Here is a 22,079-nt window from a genome sequence, read left to right on the forward strand (position 1 = left end):
CGGCGCTTGGAGCCGCCATGAGAAAGCTGGTGCACATCGCTTACGGCGTACTGGCGCACCAGAAAGAATATGAACCACAACCCATGTGAGAGGGTTGTAGTTCATTAGGAGAGACGGTATCTACAAGCGTAATCCGACATTGGCCTGAAACGAAAGACGCCCCAACAGGTGGGGCGTCCAGCCGATGACAATATGTAGATCAGCCAGCCATTACACCGGCTTCACATCCCCGCTGTCGTCTCCGTTACCGTCACCGCCTTCATCGGGCTGACCGCGCAGCAGATCATCGTGCTCCGCCATTTCCCAGGGCAGTTTGCCCGGCGCCACGTTCAGGAAGTGCAGATAATTTTCGAACTGGTCGAGCATATCGCGGATGATATCCACCTCATCGTAGCCGAACACATCGTAGGAACGGCCACCGCGGCGCAAGAATACCTCTGCCCGGCAATACTCATGGGCATCGCTCACTTTCGCCTCGCGGCTGCTGTAGGCGTATTCCGGCACCGGCGTGGTAATCAGGCGAATATCATAGATAAAGCCCACATGCTCATCGCGGTTTACCACCAGCTCGGCGCGAATCAGCTGCTCATCGAAATCCACCGCTGCGTCCCAGCCTGCCTTGCGCAGTTCCTCAACCACCTTGGTCATGCTGGACATGGCCGCCTCACGGATAAAGGACTCAACCTCATCGCGAGTGGGATAACGGATCATGGCCGTCAGGCGATGGCGCCACTGGCTGCCGGTCATATGGCGACTATGGGCCATGTGTGCCTGCAAACTGGTTTCCCGATGCCCCTCAATCACCAGTGCCCGCCACATACCTACGGCCGCCAGCAAAATGATGACCGCAAAGGGTAACGCGCTCACCATGGTCATGGTCTGCAGCGCACCCAGGCCGCCAGCCACCAGCAGCACCGATGCAATGGCGCCTTCCAGCACCGCCCAAAAAATCCGCTGCCAGGCCGGCGTTTCCAGCACGCCACCGGATGCCAGGGAATCCACCACCAGGGAGCCGGAATCCGACGAGGTCACGAAGAACGTCACGATCAACAGAACCGCCAGGAAAGACACCGCTGTGGACCAGGGCAAATGATCAAACAGCTGGAACAGCGCCACCGCCTTATCCGCCTGCACCTGGGTCACCAGCTCGGTATAGCCCTGCTCCATGATCGCATTCAGCGCTGTATCGCCAAACACCGAGAACCAGAGGAAAGTAAAGATACTGGGCACCAGCATCACCCCGACCACAAACTGGCGAATGGTCCGGCCACGACTAATTTTCGCGATAAACAAACCAACAAACGGCGCCCAGGCGATGGTCCAACTGAAAATAAACAGCGTCCAGTTACCGATCCAGTCGCTGTGGGTATAGGCCTGCAGGTTAAAGGTTCGCTCGACAATATTGCTCAAATAGCTGCCGGTATTCTGCACAAAACTTTCCAGAATATGGACGGTCGGGCCGACCACGAACACAAACAGCATCAGTGCCACGGCCAGCACCATATTCAGAATCGACAACCGCTTCACGCCCTTGTCCATCCCGGCGACCACCGACACCGTCGCCATCGCCGTGACAATGGCAATCGCGGTGATCTGCACCGTATTACCCACCGGCACATCCCACAGGTAATTAAGCCCGGCATTGATCTGCGCCGCTGACAGGCCCAGCGTGGTAGCGATACCGAACATGGTACCGAGAATGGCAAACACATCGATGGCATGGCCGATAGGCCCGTAAATCTTCTCACCGATGAGCGGGTAGAAGGCCGAACGCATGGACAGCGGCAGACCATGACGGAAGGCAAAGTAGGCCATCACCAGGCCTACCAGCCCGTAAATCGCCCAGATATGAAAGCCCCAGTGGAAAAACGCAATCTGCATGGCTTGCTTGGCTGCCGCCACCGTCTGCGGATCAGCCACCGGCGGCTCGGCATAATGCAGCACCGGCTCAGCCACACCGAAAAACAGTAACGCGATGCCGTAACCCGCCGAGAACAACATGGCGAACCACTCCGGAAACGAATATTCCGCCTCGCAATGGTCTGGCCCCAGCTTGATATTGCCCCAGGAAGTCAGACTGATACCGACGATAAAAATAAAGAACAGCGCCACCACCAGCATATAGAACCAGCCGAAATTCACGGTGATCCACGACTGGGCAGCCGAGAACGCCTCCCCCGCCATTTCCGGGTCACTGATGGTGCCAATAATCAGCAATAAAGAAACGATAACCGCCGGCACAAACACCGGCACAAGAATGGTTGAGTTTCGCAATACAGCATTCTTCGCCATACATAACATCCCTATTCGGCAAACAGACTGGTCCGCGGTGCCCGCACAAACCCCAAGCTCTCTATGACCATACAGGCCGCCACCCGGCCTTGCCAACAAACCAAACTCAGCTCATCGCCTACCCTTGCGCCATGGCTGCACGTCTAACCATCTAATAGCGCTTCAAGCAGATCATCAATCTCCGCCTTGAGTTCTTTGTCTTCAATCTTGTTAGCGCTAATTTTTGCCTCTTGCAGGTTTTGTATCGCGGCATCCTTTTGGCCTATATCCACCTGCAATTTCGCCATGGAGAGCGCGATGGACGACAGGTGATCTTTAGAGTTAATCGCACGGGCCTTGCCCCTGGCTTTTTCATAACCCTCCAGCGCCATTTCCAGATCTTCTGTAAAATCTGCCAGCGTCTCCCATTGCTCCGGATGGTCTTTATCGGTTTTTTCATTGTCGGTGCAAATAGCCTTAAGCTGGGAATAAAGGGCATCAAATTCCTTTTTATTGCCCTTGCTGTCAGCCTCCATCAGCTTTTCTGCCAGCCCATATACTGCCTTATATATCTTGGTATTAATCATGTTACTCCAGCTCCGACCGATTCGAGGACACGCATCCATTCATTCTAGCAGGAATGCTCGTAATGCAGGCCGTGACGCCCGGCAACATATGAAAATAACGCACCCTCACCATTGAGCACTCTGACTTGCCCATGACAACAAACACCACACAAAAAGGCAGGAGAATCGATTCCCAGAGATAAGACTAGAATCGTATCAGTGTCACCTCCAATTGAGGCACGTCTAATTTTACCAGGCATTACAGACTTAACAGCCATACCTAACCCTGCTCTTCACGAGCGCCCACCCGATTAACCTCTTAACAGTGATTCCAAGAGGCAATTACACACGATCACTATAAGCCCTGATGACTTTGCGCTAATCTTTGGCATAATTTTTCTGCCACTTAATGCGACACCTGCCACCATGCGCCAGTCAATTCTGATTCCCTTCAGCCTTTTCTTCATGATCTCAACGGCCCATGCCTCTGAACAGGACTGCACGCTCGACATTCTTCACAGCGCCATAGGCTCCAGCCACAGCTTTAACCTGAAAGTGACCTGTGATGGCCGCTACAACACACTGACCTATTTACTTCGGGCAAAACAAAACAAGAGTGGCGCCACACTGATCGATAGCGAAAGCGGAAACCTCTACATTCGCGGCGACAGCCAGACCACCGGAGACATTACACTGGAGATGAAAGAAGGAGATCACGTCGTCGTTGAAGCCAGAATCCTTCAGGCCTGCGAAGTTTTGGGGGAAACCACACTGGAATACACGCACAATAAAAAACGTTAACGCCACCCGCCAGGCCTTAACAACATAACCTTGCCGACAGAGGCCTGCTCAGAGAAAAACGCGGATCCAACAGGCTTGCTGCCCCTCTCCACTAAGAAGGAAACACCACCACATCATCGCCCTCACGCCACGGACGATGCTTGATCATGGCCTGCAGAAAGAAAGGATGCTCCAACCAGCCATTCAGCCATGCCTGCAAATGGGGGTAAGGCAGAGCATAAAACGTATCGCGATCCACATGGGCGAATTGACGAACAAACGGCATGATTCCGATGTCCGCAAGCGTCGGGCGCTCACCCAGCAGGTAGGGGCGGTTAACCAGCAACGCCTCTAAATCCCCTAAAAAGGCTTCCCCTTTTTGCCGATAGTCTTGTTGCGACATTTCCGGATGCCGGTCGGCATATTTATAGCGATCCAGCCAATGCTTAAATTCGCTATCGTTACGTTCTATCAAGGCCTCCGCCTGCCCCAGGCTGTCAGCATCCAGCAACCCCTGCGGGTCCTGCTGCTCAAGCGCCCAGATCATTATTTCCCGGCTTTCCTCAATCACCCCGCCATCCGCCAGGGCCAAAACCGGCACCGTACCTTTTGGGCTAATCGCTAACATTGAAGCCGGTTTGTTTTTCAACTCCACCTCACGCAGCGCCACGGCCCTCTCAGCAAACAACAAACCCAAGCGGGCACGCATGGCGTAGGGGCAACGGCGAAAGGAGTACAGGCAGTGAACAGATAGCGTCATGGAAATTATTAACTTGCTAAATGGCTGGATTGTAAGAACGACAGCAAGCGTAGCCTCATTAACGCTCCGGCTCAAACAAACCTCACATCTCTACTTTACGCAGCCCATTAACTGTTTCAATCTGAAGATAGAGCTTACCCTCAGAGCGGATATATTCTACGCTCCCAGCACCTTTCAACCAAAGCTGGTGTGAAACTGTTTGTTGCAGATCACTCCCAACATTAAAGGATGCACCGTTTATTTGTATGTTGCATTCTGTACGATACATTCGCAGAACTGGGCTATCTGGGTAGTACCAGAAATCCACATATGAAAAAGTGGAACCATCATTTGAGAGGTACCCCCCAGAATAGCCACTAGGTTTGTATTCCGTGGTCCACGCTGGCTGTACATTGGGAGCAGGTGGAGACAAGTAAAAACCCTTGTATATTTTTAGAACCCACTCATCTTCCCTGCGCTCTTGCGCATTGCCTTTTGGGTGAACGATAGCACTCCATTGCTTGTTTTCAGACTGCACAGAAAACTCACTCCAATCTGGAGGCTGATCGGCAAATGAAATTGCTGACAGACTAAGAAGAAGATACAGAAACCTATTCATCAGTAAACCTAACGCCGCCAACAGCGGCCGAGCGTAGCGAGGTCCAGCGCACGTAGTGCGCGATGCTGCTTGGCCTTGTTAACTTTTTCGTATTTGCTGATTATAGAATTCAATTCGATCCTCTAAGCCCATAGACTTTGCAGCCTCTTTGAGCTTTACCCAAATTTCTTCTGGAGGCTTACTTGTTGCCTCGAGTGCAGCTCCTTCTAGCATATCCAGCGCTAGCTCTAACTCGTTGTGATCAAGGTATTCATCATACTCGGCGATATATTTGCCAACACCCTGACATTCACAAAGAACTGCGCGAGCCTCGCTCAACAAGGCGATAGTAATCTTCCACTTTTTCTCTAATTCTTCTTTGAAGCTCATATGACAGTTAACGCCCAAAGCAGCGGCGCGCGTTAGCGCGTCCAGCCCGCAGGGCGATGCTGCCTTTGTTTGTTATGTGTTTACTTGACTTCGTTGACATAGATTTTGTATTCCTTTCCACGATCATCGAAAGCCAACATATACTTTCGCTGGCTTGCTGGCCATATGAACTTTAGTGATTCAAGCTTTTCTAACTCTACATTGTGTGATGCCAAGTGCTTATTTAGTGAATCACCCCAATAGCCTATAGATTTCTTAATCCGTTCAGTTGCCATTGTGCTAGGCGTGAATTTTCTTGTTTTCCAATCTACTTCGATGTCATAGCCCTTGCGATGAATATTTTCCATTTCATCAATCACGTAGTCGCTATCCACGTAGTTCATGAGGCTCGTGAAACTATGGCCAAAATTATGGATTGCTGAGTAGATGTTCTTGTACTTCATCGATGCTCTTTACACATAACGCCCGCCATCATGCGCTTGTCGAATGCATGGCATTGTTAGCTTTTCCAGCTCTGAAAAAATGCACGAGAGCCACAGCCACAGCAACAATATTAATGTGCCAATACTCAAAGTTATGCGACGGGTTAATATGCAGGTGCCACGACCCCATAACCCCTTTTAACACCTGAAACCCATCAGGAGAAGATGCCAACACAAAATGCGCTCCTGCATAACATCTAAAAAGAAGAGCACTATTGGCCAAAGATATCATTTGAGGAAATTGATACCAAAACCCCATCCATTCGCCTCTCCCATGAAATAACCTAAAGGCGATGCAGTAGCCATAGATAAAAAACCCCATTCCCAAAAAGAATGAAGCAATAAAGAAAACACCATAGCCAAAGAAATCTCCTGCATTCAGGACAAGAGCAATAAGACCCAGAGTAGAACCAACGAAGTAGTATAGAGCCAGAAATATATTCATAAGCTAACGCCTTTGTAACGGGCCGCGTTGTGGCGAAGCCACGCTTTTAGCGGTCCAGCACGAAGTGCGTTCGTTGACAAACTTGTTAAATGTTTCTTGGCACTTACTTAGATGCATTAAACCCATTTGCAAGTGCTCCTTGGTATTGTTGTAGGCTAAAACCTGATATACGACGCTTAAGCTCATCTGTAATTTCTGGGCAGTCTGAAATACGAACATTCATACCGCCAATATGATTCCATTTACCATCACGAACTTCTTCGGCAAGTTTATAAGCCTCTCGTTGAAGCTCACTATCGCTATTTTTATTCATACTCATAAGACATTTAACGCTGCCAACACAGGTGCGAGCTAGCGAGCATCCTAGTGCTTAGACTTGTTAGGCGAACTGACTCAGATTGACAGAAATAGGTTGGCATAGCCTGTGTTCTCATTTAGGGAATTTCGTAAACCCACTAAATATTGCTGAAGCTGCTCTTCAGGAGCATTACCGCCAAACTCTTCGATTCTCGACCATGGCACAACCACATCAGTAATGCTGCTTTCACTCAGTTCTTTAATCTTATCTTGCAGCTCTTCAGGGAAGGACAAAATAAATGCTTCACCTTCTGGGGGATGAACTGGTTGAAAGCCCTTCATTAGCTCTTTGTATGTAGAGACACCAAGCATTTCACCGAGCTGCGATAACGGAATCATGTCAATATTTTTAGCGCTGAACCAATTGCCGAATAAATAAGGATTTTCGCTGTTCGCAACCTCTTCGGGATCATTCCCTTCTAGGAATACTACATCTGAAACTGGCATCAATATCTCCGTTTAATTTTCGCCTAACGCCCGGCACACGTGCCGATTTGTAGCCGCGGAGCGGCGGAGAAGCGATCACCGTGCTGCCGCTTGTTATGTTTCTACCCACACTACTGAGCCCGATGTGAGCGTATCCATAAGCGGGATCTTCGCTAGTTCAAGAAGCATCGTTTCAAAGAGCTTAACCTGGATGAACGCGGTCTTAGCAAACTCTGGAGTCAGATGCTCGTCCCACGGGCTTGCCATTGCGTGTCGCAACGCCTCGCGGTCGGATATCTCAGCCTTAGTTACAATTGGCTTCCCATGCGCCATCTGATCTCGGATAGTCTTTAAAATCTGGAGCGTGCTATAGGGTTCTGTAGAAGGATCAAATTCGAAACCGAGATTCTTCCCGAGAACTGCCATCTTCTCTTTATAGGAGGCTCGCTCGTTCCATTCAGCAATACTTTTAAAGCCTACAAAATTGGCGATTGCTTCAACCGAGAAGGCCAGTGCAATGAGGCAGCTCATGCAATCTAACCCAATTGCCTCGCTATTAGACTCGGCTTCCTTCTTCTCAACGACACCTTTATGGTAGTAGGCAAGGTTTAGCAGATCGTTGTGCGGGTAAACCTGCGCTTGATGGCCCACGATTCAATTTCTCCCAGAAACATAACAGCGTATTCAGTCGAACGATTCGACATATCTTTTTTCGACATAATTCTTAACAGGCTACAGCATGTAATGCTGAAAAACCCATAACCCTTAGCAACTTACCCCAAAAGTGAGAACCCTTCCCATCTGACAAAACTCGAACGAGCGGCCTATTTCCGGGGCTTCGTTGCACATTTAAGTCGCAACCCGAACCAAAGATCAACGGCTTAGCGAATTTTGCGATATCTCCTACGGCTATTTACGCCCCGTTCTGTTGAGCACGGGGCCTCCCCTGCTCCAGCCTGCTATGAGCAGGGAGAATATGATGAACAATAGAACCAGAGATATTCCGGTTTCCATTCCTGATAAGCCTGTAAGGCTACTGGATCAATTCCGCGCTTGGCTGCGCACCAATCATTATCGTTATCAGACTGAGCGAACCTATGTTCATTGGGTGGTTACCTATATCCGCTACCATGACCGCAAGCATCCTCGCGAAATGAGCTCCCCGGAGATACAGGCTTTTCTGACTTATCTCGCTACCCAGCGACATTGCAGCCCCGCCACGCAGAAAATAGCCTTGAATGCATTGAACTGCTTCTATCGTAAGTTTCTCAAGATTGACTTTCCTGCTCTGGAGTTTCGCCAATCACGCAAGCGTCGCAGACCACCCGTTGTTTTTACCGACGAGGAGGCGCTTGCCATCATTAAGCAACTAGCAGACCCATTCAAACTGATGGCTGAGCTTATGTATGGTTCCGGATTGCGAGTTTCCGAAGCCTTGAGGCTAAGAATCAAGGATATTGATTTCGGCCAGGACCAGCTCATTGTTCGTGAAGGAAAAGGAAACAAGGATCGCGTCACGGTACTTTCCAGCCAGTTACATGGGCGCTTGAAGCTTCAGATTGACCTGGCCACCAGTTATTACAAACAGGACAGGGAGAACGGGGTTGGCCCCGCATGGATGCCCTATGCGCTGGCGAGAAAGTACTCCGGCCAAGCATCACAGCTGGGCTGGCAATTCATTTTCCCTTCCCGCGAGCCCGCCCGGGACCCACAGACTGGCATTATTCGCCGCCATCACCATCATCCAGACACCATTCGCAAGCAGATCAAGCATGCTGCGCAGGAAACCGGGATTGTTAAGCTCTGCGGCCCACATACTTTCCGGCACTCATTTGCTACAAGGCTACTGGAGAGCGGCTACGACATTCGCACAGTGCAGGAACTACTGGGCCACAGCGATGTGTCGACCACCGAGCGTTATCTGCATGTGATGAATAGGGGTGGGCTGGGGGTGATTAGTCCGCTGGATCGGGGTTAGGTTTCTGTTTCTCGTCTGGCTTTAGACTTGGTTTCTCGCATAAAAAAACCCGGCTTTCGCCGGGTTTTAATCGCTTCAGACGTGTTGCATGAAGCGTGTTTCGCGCTGCGTCTTTTATTCGCTCCAGGTGAGGTCTAACTCTCTGGCTGCCTTCACGTCATCCAGGCGACGCACCGGTTGGGTGAAGGGAGCTTCTTTCACCATGTCAGGTTCGTTTCGCGCTTCTTCCAGGATGGCGGCCATGGCATCGACGAACTCGTCCAGGGCTTCCTTGCTTTCGGTTTCGGTGGGCTCAATAAGGAAACACTCCGGCACCAGCAGCGGGAAGTAGGTGGTGGGCGCGTGCTGATTGTAGTCCAGCAGGCGCTTGGCGATATCCATGGCGGTGACACCCAGCTCTTTCGCTTCTTTTGCAAAAGTGAGAATGAACTCGTGGCTGGCACGGCGATCCGGATAGGCAGCGGTGCAACCCACCGCTTCCAGACGCTTGAGCAAGTAGTTGGCCGCCAACGTGGAGAATTCGCCTACACGGATCATCCCTTCGCGACCCAGCGAGCGGGCGTAGAAATAAGCGCGCAGTAACACACCGGCGTTGCCCATAAAGGCACTGAGGTGACCGATGCTGTTATCCAGGGTGTCGGTATCGATCCAGTGATAACTGCCGTCATCGCGCTGGCCGGCCATCGGGGTCGGCAAGTAAGGCAGCAGACGCTCCGATACACCCACGGGGCCGGCACCAGGACCGCCGCCGCCATGAGGGGTGGCAAAGGTCTTGTGCAGATTCATGTGAATCACATCAAAGCCCATGTCACCGGGGCGCACCTTGCCAAGGATAGCGTTCAGGTTGGCGCCATCGTAATAGAGCAGGCCACCGGCTTCGTGGACGGCCTTGGCGATGTCTTCAATCTGCCGCTCGAACACGCCACAGGTGGACGGGTTGGTCATCATCAAGCCGGCGGTCTGCGGTCCGCAGGCAGCCTTGAGCGCTTCCAGATCCACGTCGCCGTCTGGACCAACCGGGACTTCACGCACCTTATAGCCACTCATCACCGCGGTGGCCGGGTTGGTGCCGTGGGCGGCGTTCGGGATCAGGATTTCGGTCCGCTGATCATCGCCACGGGCATCGTGGTAGGCACGAATCATGGCCACACCCGCGAACTCGCCCTGGGCGCCAGCCATGGGTGCCAGCGATACGCCTTGCATGCCTGTCACTTCTTTCAGGAAGTTCTGCAGTTCGAACATACAGCTGAGGAAACCCTGGCTGTGGCTTTCCGGTGCCAGCGGATGGCGATTCAAAAAGCCCGGTAGCATGGCGGCCCGATTGGCACCACGCGGGTTGTATTTCATGGTGCACGAACCCAGCGGATAGAACTGCTTATCAATGGCGAAGTTCTTGCTGGACAGGTTGGTGTAGTGACGCACCACCTGCATTTCGGACACTTCCGGCAGGCCCGGCTTTTCCTTACGACGCAGGTGCGCAGGAATGGCGGACAGCTTGTCGTCGCTCAACGCTTTGGGCGCTTGGGAGGTAGCGCTACGGCCCGGGTGTGACAGCTGGAAAATCAGTTGGGTCTCGCTCATGCCAGCACCTCCTTGAGAGCAACGGCAAACAAATTCAAATCACCTTCGCTGTGGACTTCGGTGGCGTTCACCAAAATGGCGTTGGGCAACGCATAGTCTTTCGCCAGGCTGATGCCGCCCAGCACATCTTTCTCGGCCAGCGCCGCCAGCACCTCGTCTGCCGGCTTCGGCAGCGTCAGCACCACCTCGTGGAACGTCGGCGCGGTGAAGGCACGCTCTACGCCGTCGATGGCAGTGAGTTTGTCTGCCAGTGTCTGGGTGTTGGCGTGGCAATGGGCAGCCACATTACCCAAACCATCCGGCCCCAACAGGGAGGTGTAAATCGTCGCTGCGGTCATCGCCAGGCCCTGGTTGGTACAAATGTTACTGGTGGCCTTGGAACGGCGGATATGTTGTTCGCGAGCCTGCAAGGTAAGGGTAAAGCCCTGCTTACCTTCCATGTCCACGGTGCGGCCGATGATGCGACCAGGCATCTGGCGCACGTATTTTTGCTTGCAGCACATAAAACCAAAGTACGGCCCGCCGGAAGACAGTGGCACACCCAGTGGCTGACCTTCGCCCACGACGATATCCGCGCCCTCCGCACCCCATTCACCGGGCGGGGTAATCAGCGCCATGGCGGTGGGATTCACCACGGCGATCACCAGCATGCCGTTGGCGTGAGCCCAATCGGTAAGCGCATCCACCTCTTCCAGCGAGCCGAAGAAGTTAGGCTGACTGATCACCAATGCCGCATAGTCTTCGCCTTCAAACTCTTTCAGGGCGTCAAGCGGGGTCTGGCCGCTGGCAGCATCGAATGCCACTTTATCCATCGCCACGTTCTGGTTTTCCACGATGGCCTGAGTAGCGCGGGTGTAGCGCGGGTTCAGGGCGGTGGGCACCAGCACTTTACGGGACTTGCTCTTGCGATTGGCACGCAGGCTCATCAACACCGCTTCAGCCAGACCGGAGGCGCCGTCGTACACAGAGGCGTTGCTCACTTCCATGGCGGTGAGGCGAGTCATCAAGGTCTGGAATTCGTAGATCACCTGCAGGGTGCCCTGGCTGGCTTCTGCCTGGTACGGGGTGTAGGCCGTGTAGAACTCGCCCCGGGTCGCAATTTCCCATACCGCCGCCGGAATGTGGTGCTGGTAGGCACCGGCGCCAATGAAGCTCACAGCGCCAGCGTCCTGGGCAGCACGCTCGGCCATCAGCCGGGTAACGTCCATTTCGCTCAGCCCTTCAGGCAGGGCATCCAGTTTGCCAGCGGCTTTTAGGTGCGCAGGAATTTCATCGAACAAGTCTTCGATGCTGTCGGCGCCAATGGCGTCGAGCATGGCGCGAACGTCATCGGGGGTATGGGGGATGTAGGGCATGGGGCTACCTGATGGTTTGGGTGTTGGCTGAAGCGACACTACGAAGGCCCCGTAGGAGCGGCGCTTGAACCGCGAATCCGTGCCAGGAAAGACATCGCAAGCACGTTCGCGGCTCAAGCGCCGCTCGTACGGAGTGTTATCGCGAGCGATTATTCGCTATCGATCTGCGCCTGGTACTGGTCAGCGGTGAGCAGGTTATCCAGCTCGCCTTCGTCGGTCAGCTGCACTTTGAACAACCAGCCACCTTCGAAGGGGGCGTTATTGACCAGCTCGGGCTCGTCTTCCAGCGCTTCGTTGATTTCCACGATTTCGCCGGATACCGGGCTGTAAATGTCGGAGGCCGCTTTCACGGATTCCACCACCCCGGTTTCATCACCGGCGGCCACAACCTGGCCCACTTCAGGCAGTTCCACATAGACCAGATCGCCCATGGCATCCTGCGCGTGGTCGCTAATGCCGACGGTGGCAACACCGTCTTCTACCTTGGCCCACTCGTGGCTGGAGGCATAACGCAGCTCGGCTGGAATCTCGCTCATTGTTTTCTCCTTGGTTAAACGCTTCTGGCGACACGCGTCACGCATGCCCGCTGGATTAATTGCTCTGTTTGCAGGCGCTCCCGGCCCCCAAAAGGGATGGCAGAAAACGCCTGGCGCGGCTTGCGCACGCAAAGTGCGTGTGGGCGTGCCGCGTGCTGCTAGATTTCTTTATAAACCGCTTCGCCATTCCGCACGAAAGGGGCTTTTACCACCTGGGCGACCAGGCGCTTATTGCGAATTTCCACATCGACCTTGCCGGTGGCGCCAGCGGGCAGCCGGGCAAGAGCAATGGATTTACCCAACGTGGGCGAGAAGGTACCGCTGGTGATTTCCCCTTCTTCGCCATTGGGCATCAATACTTTCTGGTGGGCGCGCAATACACCCTTGCCTTCCAGGATCAGGCCCACCTGCTCGGCATGGCCATTTTCCTTCTGATTCAACAATGGCTGGCGACCGATAAATTCCCGGTCGTTCAACATCACGGTCCACCCCATGTTGGCTTCCCACGGCGTGATGGTGTTATCCATGTCGTTGCCATACAAATTTAGGCCTGCTTCCAGGCGTAGGGTGTCACGGGCACCCAGGCCAATGGGCGATACGCCGGCCTCGAGCAACTGCCCCCACAACGCCACTGCATCCGCGTTGGGCAACATGATTTCCACGCCATCTTCGCCGGTGTAGCCGGTGCGGGCGATCATCCAGTCACCGTCTTGCGCGAAAGCAAAAATTTTCAGGCTGTTAACCGCCTCGGCACGGGCGCCGCTGAGCAGCCCCGCAAGCGTTTCACGGGCCTTCGGCCCCTGGATGGCCAGCATGGCCAGTTCCGGGCGCTCGTGAATATCCACGGCAAAACCGCCAGCCTGCTTTCCCATCCAGTCCAGGTCGGTCTCGCGGGTCGCGCAATTTACCACCAGTCGGTAGCCATTGTCCTGCTTGTAGACGATAAGGTCGTCGATCACGCCGCCATTGTCGTTAAGCATGCCGGTATACAGGGCGCGGCCCGGGTCAATGCGGTCCACATCGTTGGCCAGCAGCTGACGCAGGTAATCACGGGCACCAGCGCCGGCAATATCCACCACGGTCATGTGGGAGACATCAAACACCCCGGCATTTTGACGCACGGCGTGATGCTCCTCGATCTGGGAGCCATAATTGATCGGCATATCCCAGCCGCCGAAGTCCACCATCTTGCCGCCGGCGGCGAGATGGGCGTCGTATAAAGCTGTGCGGTGAGCCATAAAAAGCACCATGGAACGAGTGAGTGGGGAATTATATCGACACGAGGCCGGGCGGCATAGGCTGGGCCGGGAATCCGTATCCACAAAAAGGTTCATCGCGGAATTGAGTAATCAGCGGATTTCAGAGGTTATCTCTTTGCCTGGCCCTGACAACCGCTGGACGCCGGATGCCCGACGACAGACGCTTGCATTCAAAACCTGAAAACCTGGGCATCCCTCAAAAGAGGGGCCGAATAGCGACAACCATTCAGGCTATGGGATGTTTCCTCGGGCATCCGGCATCGTGCGTTTGGCAAAATGCGGGGGACTCGCGATAAACCCATCAAGCAGCCAGAAGCGTGTTACTCATTCTAATCCGCAATGAACCACAAAAAAGCCGGCCCGCAGGCCGGCTTGATGATCGCCGTCGTCGACGATGACTTACTGCGGTTTCTTGATGGACCCGCTCTGGAAGGTAAGGTTCACCCCGCCAGCAGGGATCTGCAGGTCGATGGTGGCCAATGCCCCGCCAATACGCACGTCGATGTTCTGCTCCGCCAAGCTCAGCAAACCGATGACCAGACGGCCATCGGGGAGGAAATCCACCGGACCGGACAACTGGAGGTCATCCAGCGGGTAACTGTGCAGGTTGAATGGCAGACCCAGCGGCGCCTCCATTTCCGGCGCATCGAGCAGCAAATCCAGCGTAGTGTCGAACATCAGCTGATCTTCAGCGGCGTCGTAGCGGATCCAGCCCGTTAGCGGTTGTGTCCGATTGCCATTGCCATCGGCATCGTAGCGGCCACGCATCACCAACGGTTCGGTGGGCACGTTCGGGCTTACCAGACCGGCAATCTGTGCGTAGACGTCGGTGTTGGTTGTGATCAGCACCGGTGGGTACAGCGTCACTTCCACCGCCTGTTCAACTTCGCTCCAGCCCACAATATCCGCGTTGATACCGCCGTTGAGATAGGTGAATTTATCCGCCGGACAGGTTTCGTTGATATCGCAGCCAATGTTTGCCGCAGTGGCAATCCCGCCGGTATCCGTCACCGCCAGTTTTGCCGCATTAGTGGGCGTCGGGTACTCCCCACTGCCCGGCGGCGTTTCCTGCGCTTTGATTTCGGTATCTTCCAGCGCGAAGTTGGCATTCACATCCGCCTTGGGCAGGTTACGCAGCGGCAACAACACATTGTCGGTGGCCGCGGCTCCTGTGAACGCAATCGCCATATCCGGCCCGCCTTTATCCGCATCCGGGCCCAGCAACTGTGCGGTCTGCAAAGGCATGTCATCTTGCGAACAGATTACCTCACCGGCGCAACCTGCCTGCTCATGGGACGTAAGCACATAGCGGTACAACACACCATTTTCCCAGGGCTGTTGAGGAGTAATGGTCAGCTTGCGAGTTTCCATGCTCAGGTGAGCAGGCACGGTTTCCAGGCAGTTGCCGGCCGTATCAATTTTCTCCACCCGCACGCTGCCTTGCCCACAGGTGGTGCCAAGCACCATGCTGTCGGCCGCCATATTCCGTGAGAACTGCACCTCGATGGGTCGGTTGGCTGGCAGCGTGGGCACCGGCAAGCTGTCACCGGCATCATTTTGATAGGCACTGGCGCACTCACCCTGAATACCGTTAGCCAGATCTTCCGTACCGGAATAAATGCCGCAGGGGAAGCCCGGATACACGGTGGTGGTATACGGTGTGCGTGGACTGCTCGTCGTCGCGTCCGGCATGGCGAAGTCGAGGGTTTCCGGGTTCGCCGGGTTACCGCTCAGGTCCTGCACGCCATCGGTGAACACCACTTGATAGTCCGTACCAAAGGCCAGCGGGTCATTCGGTGTTAGCACCAGTGACGCGCCATCCAGGTGCCACTGAAACGGCACGTCTGTGCCCTGCCGGGTGATAGAAACGGTGGACCCCGGAACGATGGAGTCCTGGTTCGGGGTTTCATCGAAGTTCAGCACCACCGGATCGCCGGGGCGGAAGCGGTCGGCGAAATCGCCGGGCTGCCAGCTTTGCAGGCTAGGGCCAGTAATATCGACTTCAGGCTCTGGTGCGGTGGTCTGGTCTGCGTAGGATTCCATGTGGAAGCTCAACACGCCGTAAGCGGTTTCCACGCCTAACACTTCCGGCTCGATCACCCCGATAGCGTCAATCACCATACGGCCGTCGACCACAATGGCGCGCCCCACCAACTCCACTTGCAGCAGAGTTTGGGTGAAGGCGCCGTTGGCGCGGGAATCCGCGGTGGAGAAAGCCAGATCCAGGGTCAGCTGTACTCGCCGCGGGGCTTCCTGGCTGGCACTGTAAGGCGCTGGCGACAGGGTGCCGGAGGCATCGGACAGGAAGCTGACGGTAACATCACCGGAATCGAAACCCGCCGGCAGCTGGCCGCCAATTAGCACTTCCAGCGGCTCGCCTTTGAGCAGCGAACCTTTGCTGATGCGCAGTGGCGTGGCGCCCGGGAAGTCGGGCACGAAGGCCAGTTCTGCAAACACGTTACCGGACAATTTGGACACCGTAGTGTCACCCAACAGCTTGGCAATCAGCGGCACACAATTGATCGGCTCGCCACTGAGCGGCGACAGCATAACGCCGTCCTCACCACAGGCCTTGGTAGGGTCCGCGGCCATGGCTTCAAGCACCAAGGTTTCCCGCGGGGTGGAGTCCTGCGGGGTCAGGGTAATACTGCTTTCCCCGCTGTAGGCAACACCGGTTTCACTGGTCAGCCCGGCGTCCAGTGCCAGGGTATAGGCCACGCCTGGGCTCAGATCGTCCTTCGGGTCCAGGGTCAACCGGGTGCCGCTCACCAGCAGGGTGGCATCCACCGGGTTGCCCGTATTGTCATTGAGGCTGACAGTGGTGTCGTCCACGGTGGCTCGGTCCAGCGGCTGCGAGAACTGCAGGTGGACGGTGGAAAAGTCCATGAAGGGCTGGTCGCCATCGCCGGACGGCATTTGCCGGCTGATCACCAGCTCATCGGCGTTTTGCTGCTGATCTTGCGGTCCCTTATCAGCCGAGCCGGTGGTGAAGTTCAGGGTGCCGTCACTGAAACCGTCCAGGTCGATGCCGTTCAGGCTCAGGGTGTAGTCGCTGTTGAAGGCCAGCGGCAGGCGCGGCGTGATGACCACGGAGCGGCCCTGATCGGCCTCGCTCATGTCCACGTCGACAGCACCGTCCGGGCCGGTAAGGGTGATATCCGACAAGGCCAGACCCGGTGCTTCGGAGAACTGCACCACCAATGGCGCGTGCACGGATATCTGTTCCTGCTGGTCTGCCGGGTAGCTGTAGAACACCTGCCCGCTGTTGCGGCCACTGTAATCCACGGTCTGCTCACTGCCACCACCACCGCAGGCGGTGAGCACCAGTGCGGCAGCGAAAAGTACGCTCGTTCGCATCATTGTGTTTGCCTCCTGGGCTTAAAATTTCAGGGTGATGGAGCCGCTAACCACATTCACCTCACCACTGGCTTCCACCTGCTCGCTGGGCTGCGGGTAGACGGCGGACCGGGTGTCGTAAATATCGAAGGTGCGGTCTTCCAGAATTTGGTGCTGATAGGCCAGATCGAAACGCACCGGGAAAGCCAGGAAGCGGGTTTTCTTGTATTTCGCGGTGACACCCAGGCCGATGATCCATTTATCCGTATCCAGGTAGTTCACATCCACCGAGGCATTGGATTCCAGTGGCGATTCGCTATAGGCCACCCCACCGGTAAACGAGAAATTCTCGTTTAGACGAAACTCGGTACCAATGCGCGGGATGATCACATCCTGAAAGGTAAGCTGCCCAGGCTGGCCACTGACCGCCTGATCCTTGATGGTGTCTTTCTCCAGCTCCTCTTCCAGGGCAGACCATTCCTGCCATTCGATGGTCACCCCGGTGCGCCACCGACCCGCCTGATACTGCACACCACCGGCGAGAATATTGGGCTGGTAGGAATCCAGGGTATTGATGTTGAGCATCAGGCCTGGGTTGGGAATGACGCCGGGAATCACCGCATTGGCGTTCACTTCGGTTTGGGTGTTGGAGTAACCGCGATAGGAAAAAGCGGTTTCCAGGCCATTGAACCAGCAGTCATCGCCTTCACCGCAGAAAGTCTCGCCCCAGTCCATGTTGATGCCAAAGATCGGGCGAATGGACGGTTTGGCGGAGACATCCAGCTCTTCGTACTGGGTGTTGCCGGCCAGGTCCGTGGTGGCGGACAGATCCGCCGCTGCATGCAGAGTAATTCGCGCTGTGGCCCCCACATCAATACCGCGCCATAGCTGAGTGGCACCACCCAAATTAAGAAACAGCGGCTGGCGGCCGTATTCAAAATACTGACCCTGCTGGGAGGTCGAGGAATCAAACGCCAGCATTTCTTCACCGTATTTTTCCACCCCCAGCATCAAGCCTAAATAAATCGGGTGGTTGTACTGGGTGAGCGAGGTCAGGTCGGTTTTCATGCCCAGCAGCACTTGCTGGGACGGAGAATCCTGCAGCACATCGCCATTGCGAATCGGCGCGTCTGCACCGCCCAGGCTTTGGGCACGCAGTTCATGTTCGGCGTGCATCAACCCTGTGGTGAGTTCACCACGGGAGTCCTTGGCCAAGGCGGCTGGATTGTAATAGGTGGCAGAAACTTGATCGTTGAACAGGCTGAGCGCCTGTGCGGAAGCAATATCCGAGGGCAGCACACCATAGGTGGTGCCGATATTACCCATACTGCCCAAGGCTACAGATTGCACCAACACACCACCGACAACGGCAGCGACACGTCCCGAAAAAGACACAGTCATTTGTTGTACTCCTACACTGTTTTCTTGTTGCTTTTACGTTGTCTGTCGCCGAGAAGGCGACGGAGGGGGGGCTCACCCTATGCAAAAGTGAACAGGCACTCACATAGGTAAAAAGCGTTATTTGACGTCAATCACGCCGGCAAACCGTAAAATTATTTTAAACAGTGACGGGGTAGACAGAGCATTACCCGGTGAGTTCGAGCACGTAAGTGCCAATATGGACAAATCAGAAAGGAGGCGGGGCGAGCGGTAACGCTGGCAGACCAGCAGATATAGCTGCGCCCCGACAAGCGGGGCGCAGTAAGAGGGTTGAAACGCGATCGGTTACTGGATGGACGCGCTCTGGTAGCTCAGGTTAATGCCACCCGGCGGGATCACCAGTTTCACCTTCCCGCCAGGCAGACTCGCCAAGGTAATATCCAAGTCTACATTTAACGGCCCTTGGTTTTGCAAACCGATAAACAGGCGCCCATCGGGTAGGAAGTCCAGGGGCCCCTCCAACACCACATTATCAATCGGCAAGCCTTTCACGTTGTGCTGCAGGCCCAGCGGCAAGCTCAGCTCAGGGGCATCGAACAGCAAATCAAACGTGAGCTGGAAGACCGGGCCATCCGGGGTCTCGACGATATACCCTACCGGCGGCACCGTTCGGTTACCTTGATCATCCATGTCATAGCGAACCCGCATAACATTGGGGCCGGTTGCGGTTGCGATCGGCACCAAGCCCACATCGTCAACCACAGACAGCAAGCTGTCCAACACGCCTTCGCCACCGAATTGGCCAATCAACCCCGACACAATGTCATCCACCAGCCCAAGGGTTAACTGCAATACATCACCCAGAATAGGGCCAAGAATAGGGATGGAATCCAGCGTGCTATCGTCATTCAGAACGTTCAGATTCAGCCCCACCACCGCGGTGGCATCCAGATTGGTCAGCGCCACCGTGGTCGGGTAGATCACCACCGGGACACCTTGCTCTTCCGGATCGAAGTCCAGGATTTCCGTATTCAGCAACCCACTGATGTAGAGGATACGATCACTATCACACTGGGATTGATCGTCCATTGAATACGGCGGCACACCGTCGTACCCACAACCGGTATTCGCCGTCGTCACCAAGCCTTCACCGCCACCATCACGGGGCAAAATCAGGGTGGCATTGGCCGGTGTATCCAGCGGATCAATCACATCGCCTGTAACGCGCGGCTCACCCGCGTCGATCTGGAAATTGTTGTTTACGTCCACGCTGGGCAGGTTAGCCAATTCCTGGAAGATGGTGTCGGACGATACGCCACCGCGGAACAGGATCTCCATGTCAGGGCCACCTTCCTGCATGCCACTGCCCTCCAACAGGGCGGTCTGCAGCGGCAATCCGTCCGTCGAGCACATGCCCGCACAGCCCGAGCCGCCGCCGTTGGAAGCCAGCACATAGCGGTACAGTGAGCCTTCTTCCCAAGCTTGCTCGGGCGTGAAGATCAGCGCACGGGGTTCCAGTGTCAGCTCACCGTCCACATCCTCCCAGCTGCCAGCATTGTCTTTTTGCACCAGCAGAGTGTCGCCGAAAGTAATCGTGGCGGGATCCATGTTCTGGGAGAAGCGCACTTTGATAGAGCGATTGGATGGCAACGTCACAATCGGCAACTCATCCACTTCGACCTGGTCACTTTCAGGGCTGGAGGAGACGCATACACCTTGGGTATCGGCATCAATTTCCGCCTGGCTGGCGGGTGAGCTCGCACAGGGGAAACCTGGATAGACTGTGGCCGCAAAGGGACCGCGACGCACATCACCACCATCGTCAGTGACATACTCGGGCAACGTGAAGGCAAGCGTGCTTCCCCCTTGCAGCGAGTCAAGCACCTGCAAGGCATTACCGGCCAGATCTTTGATCGCCGGCGTAGTGGTCACAGCGTATTCCACGCCATATTCCACCGGTGATTCCGGCATAATAACCACTGCATTACCGCGCAGCTCCCATTGGAACGGTTCAGGCAAGCCACCTTTGGTTAGCTGCAAAGAGTCGCCAGCCTTAATGGTCAGAGGATCCAACGCTTCATTGAAGTGAATCACAATGGGGTCGCCCGGCTCCATGCGATCGGCCACGTTACCTGGCTGCCAAGCAAGCTCCTGGCCGTTGTCGCCATCAAGAACCGGCACAAACGGGTTGATCGCATCCACCGGTTGTAGCGGTGCGTTCTCTTGATCCTGATAAGACTCCATACGGAAGCTCAGCACACCATAGCTGCTCTCCACACCCAACACGCGTGGCTCAACCACGGTAATGGCATCAACGTTAAGCCGGCCATCCTCAATCAGCCCGGTGCCCACCAGCTCCAAATGCATCAGGTTCTGGGTAAAGGCGCCGTTAGCTCGCGCATCAGCGGTGGAAGTGGCCACGTCCATGAACAACCGTAGCTGCTTAGGTGCATCGTCACTTTCCGCGTTGGGGTTGGGAAACAGATAACCGGTAGCATCCGAAATAATCTCCACGGTCACCGCACCGGAATCAAAGCCCACGGGCACTTCCCCGCCAATGAAGACTTCCAGTGCATCCCCTACCAACAAACCACCGCGCTTAACCCGCAGAGGCGTCACCTCAGGAAAGTTAGGGGCAAACGCGAGTTCGGCATAGACGTCGCCGGACTGCTTGGACACAGTTTGATCCTGCAACAGGGTACCGATAACCGGGACACAGTTAATCGGCTGGCCCGTCAACTCGGACACCCGCACGTTTTCGTCCAGGCAACCCAAGTCGTTATCCGCCGGCGGCACTTCGGTTACCAGTACCGCACGCTCACCGGTGGTGGGCGAGGTCGTGTCCTGTGGGACGGTGGAATGCGAATAGGCAGCAATATCTTCACCCAGCTGACTTTTCACACCGTTGACACTCAGCTCATAGGTGTCGCCGGGCGTCATGTCTTCCAGCGGATCCACCGTGATGGAGGACCGCCCGACCAGCAGCAAGGCGGGCACCACCTCGCCATTGTTCATCAAACTGATGGTGTCTCCGTAGACAGCGGTAGACGCATCGATCGGGTGAGTGGTGCGCAGGCGGAACGAGGAGAAGTCCATGCTATCGAACTGCTCGTCATCCGGGAAGATGGACTCCACTTCGAAGCTGGCGGCGGTCTTCTGGGTTTCAATGGGGCCTTCCAGTGCCGCACGGGTGGTGAAGTTCAGCGTGCCATCCTTGAACGTGGTGGTTTCACCCAACACGGTGACGCCATTCATGACCACCTTGTACTCGGATGCCGGCTTCAGAGCATCGTCGGGGGTCAGCACTACACCAAGGCCGTCGGCCACAGACGCCAGGGTAAACGGTACCGTTTCATTATCCGGCCCGGTCACTGTGAAATTGCTATCATCCGCTGTCACTTCATGACTGAACTGCAAAGCAATAATCGCGCGTGGAGCGACTTGCTGCTGATCATCCAGCGGATAGGTGTAGTGCAGATTGCGGGCATCAAACGTGGGAGTATTGAAACTCACACTATCGTCGCTGCCGCCACAACCGGCGGCCAGTGCGGCAGCCAGTGCGGTGAGAGCCAGTTTGTTATTTTTCATGGGGCACCTCCG

The 22,079-nt window shown here is 55.3% G+C and carries 19 protein-coding genes; 2 read left to right on the forward strand and 17 right to left on the reverse strand.

Annotated features, from left to right (window positions below; genetic code table 11):
- Nucleotides 1–210: 210 nt before the first annotated feature.
- On the reverse strand, nt 211–2,292 hold the full coding sequence (locus ABNH18_RS16070) for a BCCT family transporter (RefSeq protein ID WP_349383805.1): 2,082 nt from the start codon (nt 2,290–2,292) through the stop codon (nt 211–213).
- Nucleotides 2,293–2,435: 143 nt separating this feature from the next.
- The gene (locus ABNH18_RS16075; RefSeq protein ID WP_349383806.1) at nt 2,436–2,858 is read right to left on the reverse strand and encodes a tetratricopeptide repeat protein; all 423 of its coding nucleotides are present in this window, start codon (nt 2,856–2,858) and stop codon (nt 2,436–2,438) included.
- Between the two features lie 405 nt (nt 2,859–3,263).
- Between ABNH18_RS16075 and ABNH18_RS16080 the strand changes: the two genes are divergently transcribed.
- Entirely contained in the window at nt 3,264–3,638 is a 375-nt protein-coding gene (locus ABNH18_RS16080) for a hypothetical protein (protein ID WP_349383807.1), read from the forward strand.
- Between the two features lie 91 nt (nt 3,639–3,729).
- Here the strand turns inward: ABNH18_RS16080 and ABNH18_RS16085 are convergent, their stop codons facing one another.
- The 8 genes from ABNH18_RS16085 to ABNH18_RS16120 form a co-directional block, all read right to left on the reverse strand.
- On the reverse strand, nt 3,730–4,377 hold the full coding sequence (locus ABNH18_RS16085) for a glutathione S-transferase (RefSeq protein WP_349383808.1): 648 nt from the start codon (nt 4,375–4,377) through the stop codon (nt 3,730–3,732).
- Nucleotides 4,378–4,459: 82 nt separating this feature from the next.
- Nucleotides 4,460–4,975: a hypothetical protein gene (locus ABNH18_RS16090; protein WP_349383809.1), complete on the reverse strand. Its 516-nt coding sequence runs from the start codon at nt 4,973–4,975 to the stop codon at nt 4,460–4,462.
- Between the two features lie 78 nt (nt 4,976–5,053).
- A complete protein-coding gene (locus tag ABNH18_RS16095; RefSeq protein WP_349383810.1) occupies nt 5,054–5,344 on the reverse strand; it encodes a hypothetical protein in 291 nt (96 codons plus the stop codon).
- A gap of 80 nt (nt 5,345–5,424) precedes the next feature.
- Nucleotides 5,425–5,718 carry a hypothetical protein gene (locus tag ABNH18_RS16100; RefSeq protein WP_349383811.1) on the reverse strand — a complete coding sequence of 98 codons (294 nt, stop codon included), beginning with the start codon at nt 5,716–5,718 and terminating at the stop codon, nt 5,425–5,427.
- Between the two features lie 97 nt (nt 5,719–5,815).
- Nucleotides 5,816–6,271: a hypothetical protein gene (locus ABNH18_RS16105; protein ID WP_349383812.1), complete on the reverse strand. Its 456-nt coding sequence runs from the start codon at nt 6,269–6,271 to the stop codon at nt 5,816–5,818.
- Nucleotides 6,272–6,374: 103 nt separating this feature from the next.
- Nucleotides 6,375–6,590 (reverse strand): hypothetical protein, encoded by a 216-nt coding sequence (locus ABNH18_RS16110; RefSeq protein WP_349383813.1) that lies wholly within the window; start codon nt 6,588–6,590, stop codon nt 6,375–6,377.
- Between the two features lie 74 nt (nt 6,591–6,664).
- Nucleotides 6,665–7,075 carry a hypothetical protein gene (locus ABNH18_RS16115; protein ID WP_349383814.1) on the reverse strand — a complete coding sequence of 137 codons (411 nt, stop codon included), beginning with the start codon at nt 7,073–7,075 and terminating at the stop codon, nt 6,665–6,667.
- 93 nt (nt 7,076–7,168) lie between these two features.
- Complete coding sequence (locus tag ABNH18_RS16120) at nt 7,169–7,705, reverse strand: hypothetical protein (RefSeq protein ID WP_349383815.1); 537 nt, start codon at nt 7,703–7,705, stop codon at nt 7,169–7,171.
- Between the two features lie 328 nt (nt 7,706–8,033).
- Between ABNH18_RS16120 and ABNH18_RS16125 the strand changes: the two genes are divergently transcribed.
- Nucleotides 8,034–9,032, forward strand: a complete 999-nt coding sequence (locus ABNH18_RS16125) for an integron integrase (protein WP_349383816.1) — start codon at nt 8,034–8,036, stop codon at nt 9,030–9,032.
- Nucleotides 9,033–9,146: 114 nt separating this feature from the next.
- Here the strand turns inward: ABNH18_RS16125 and gcvPB are convergent, their stop codons facing one another.
- The 7 genes from gcvPB to ABNH18_RS16160 form a co-directional block, all read right to left on the reverse strand.
- Entirely contained in the window at nt 9,147–10,613 is a 1,467-nt protein-coding gene (gene gcvPB, locus ABNH18_RS16130; RefSeq protein ID WP_349383817.1) for an aminomethyl-transferring glycine dehydrogenase subunit GcvPB, read from the reverse strand.
- Entirely contained in the window at nt 10,610–11,968 is a 1,359-nt protein-coding gene (gene gcvPA / locus ABNH18_RS16135; protein ID WP_349383818.1) for an aminomethyl-transferring glycine dehydrogenase subunit GcvPA, read from the reverse strand. The genes gcvPB and gcvPA overlap by 4 nt, the downstream gene beginning before the upstream one ends.
- Before the next feature lie 149 nt (nt 11,969–12,117).
- Nucleotides 12,118–12,504 (reverse strand): glycine cleavage system protein GcvH, encoded by a 387-nt coding sequence (gene gcvH, locus ABNH18_RS16140; protein ID WP_349383819.1) that lies wholly within the window; start codon nt 12,502–12,504, stop codon nt 12,118–12,120.
- A gap of 158 nt (nt 12,505–12,662) precedes the next feature.
- Complete coding sequence (gene gcvT, locus ABNH18_RS16145; protein WP_349383820.1) at nt 12,663–13,742, reverse strand: glycine cleavage system aminomethyltransferase GcvT; 1,080 nt, start codon at nt 13,740–13,742, stop codon at nt 12,663–12,665.
- Nucleotides 13,743–14,162: 420 nt separating this feature from the next.
- Nucleotides 14,163–17,123, reverse strand: coding sequence for an Ig-like domain-containing domain (locus ABNH18_RS16150; protein ID WP_349383821.1), 2,961 nt, complete (start codon nt 17,121–17,123; stop codon nt 14,163–14,165).
- An 18-nt stretch (nt 17,124–17,141) separates the two neighbouring features.
- Complete coding sequence (locus ABNH18_RS16155) at nt 17,142–18,500, reverse strand: OmpP1/FadL family transporter (protein WP_273010135.1); 1,359 nt, start codon at nt 18,498–18,500, stop codon at nt 17,142–17,144.
- Between the two features lie 324 nt (nt 18,501–18,824).
- Nucleotides 18,825–22,067: an Ig-like domain-containing domain gene (locus ABNH18_RS16160; protein WP_349383822.1), complete on the reverse strand. Its 3,243-nt coding sequence runs from the start codon at nt 22,065–22,067 to the stop codon at nt 18,825–18,827.
- Nucleotides 22,068–22,079: the final 12 nt, after the last annotated feature.

Source organism: Alcanivorax sp. (assembly GCF_040118815.1).
Lineage (GTDB): Bacteria > Pseudomonadota > Gammaproteobacteria > Pseudomonadales > Alcanivoracaceae > Alcanivorax.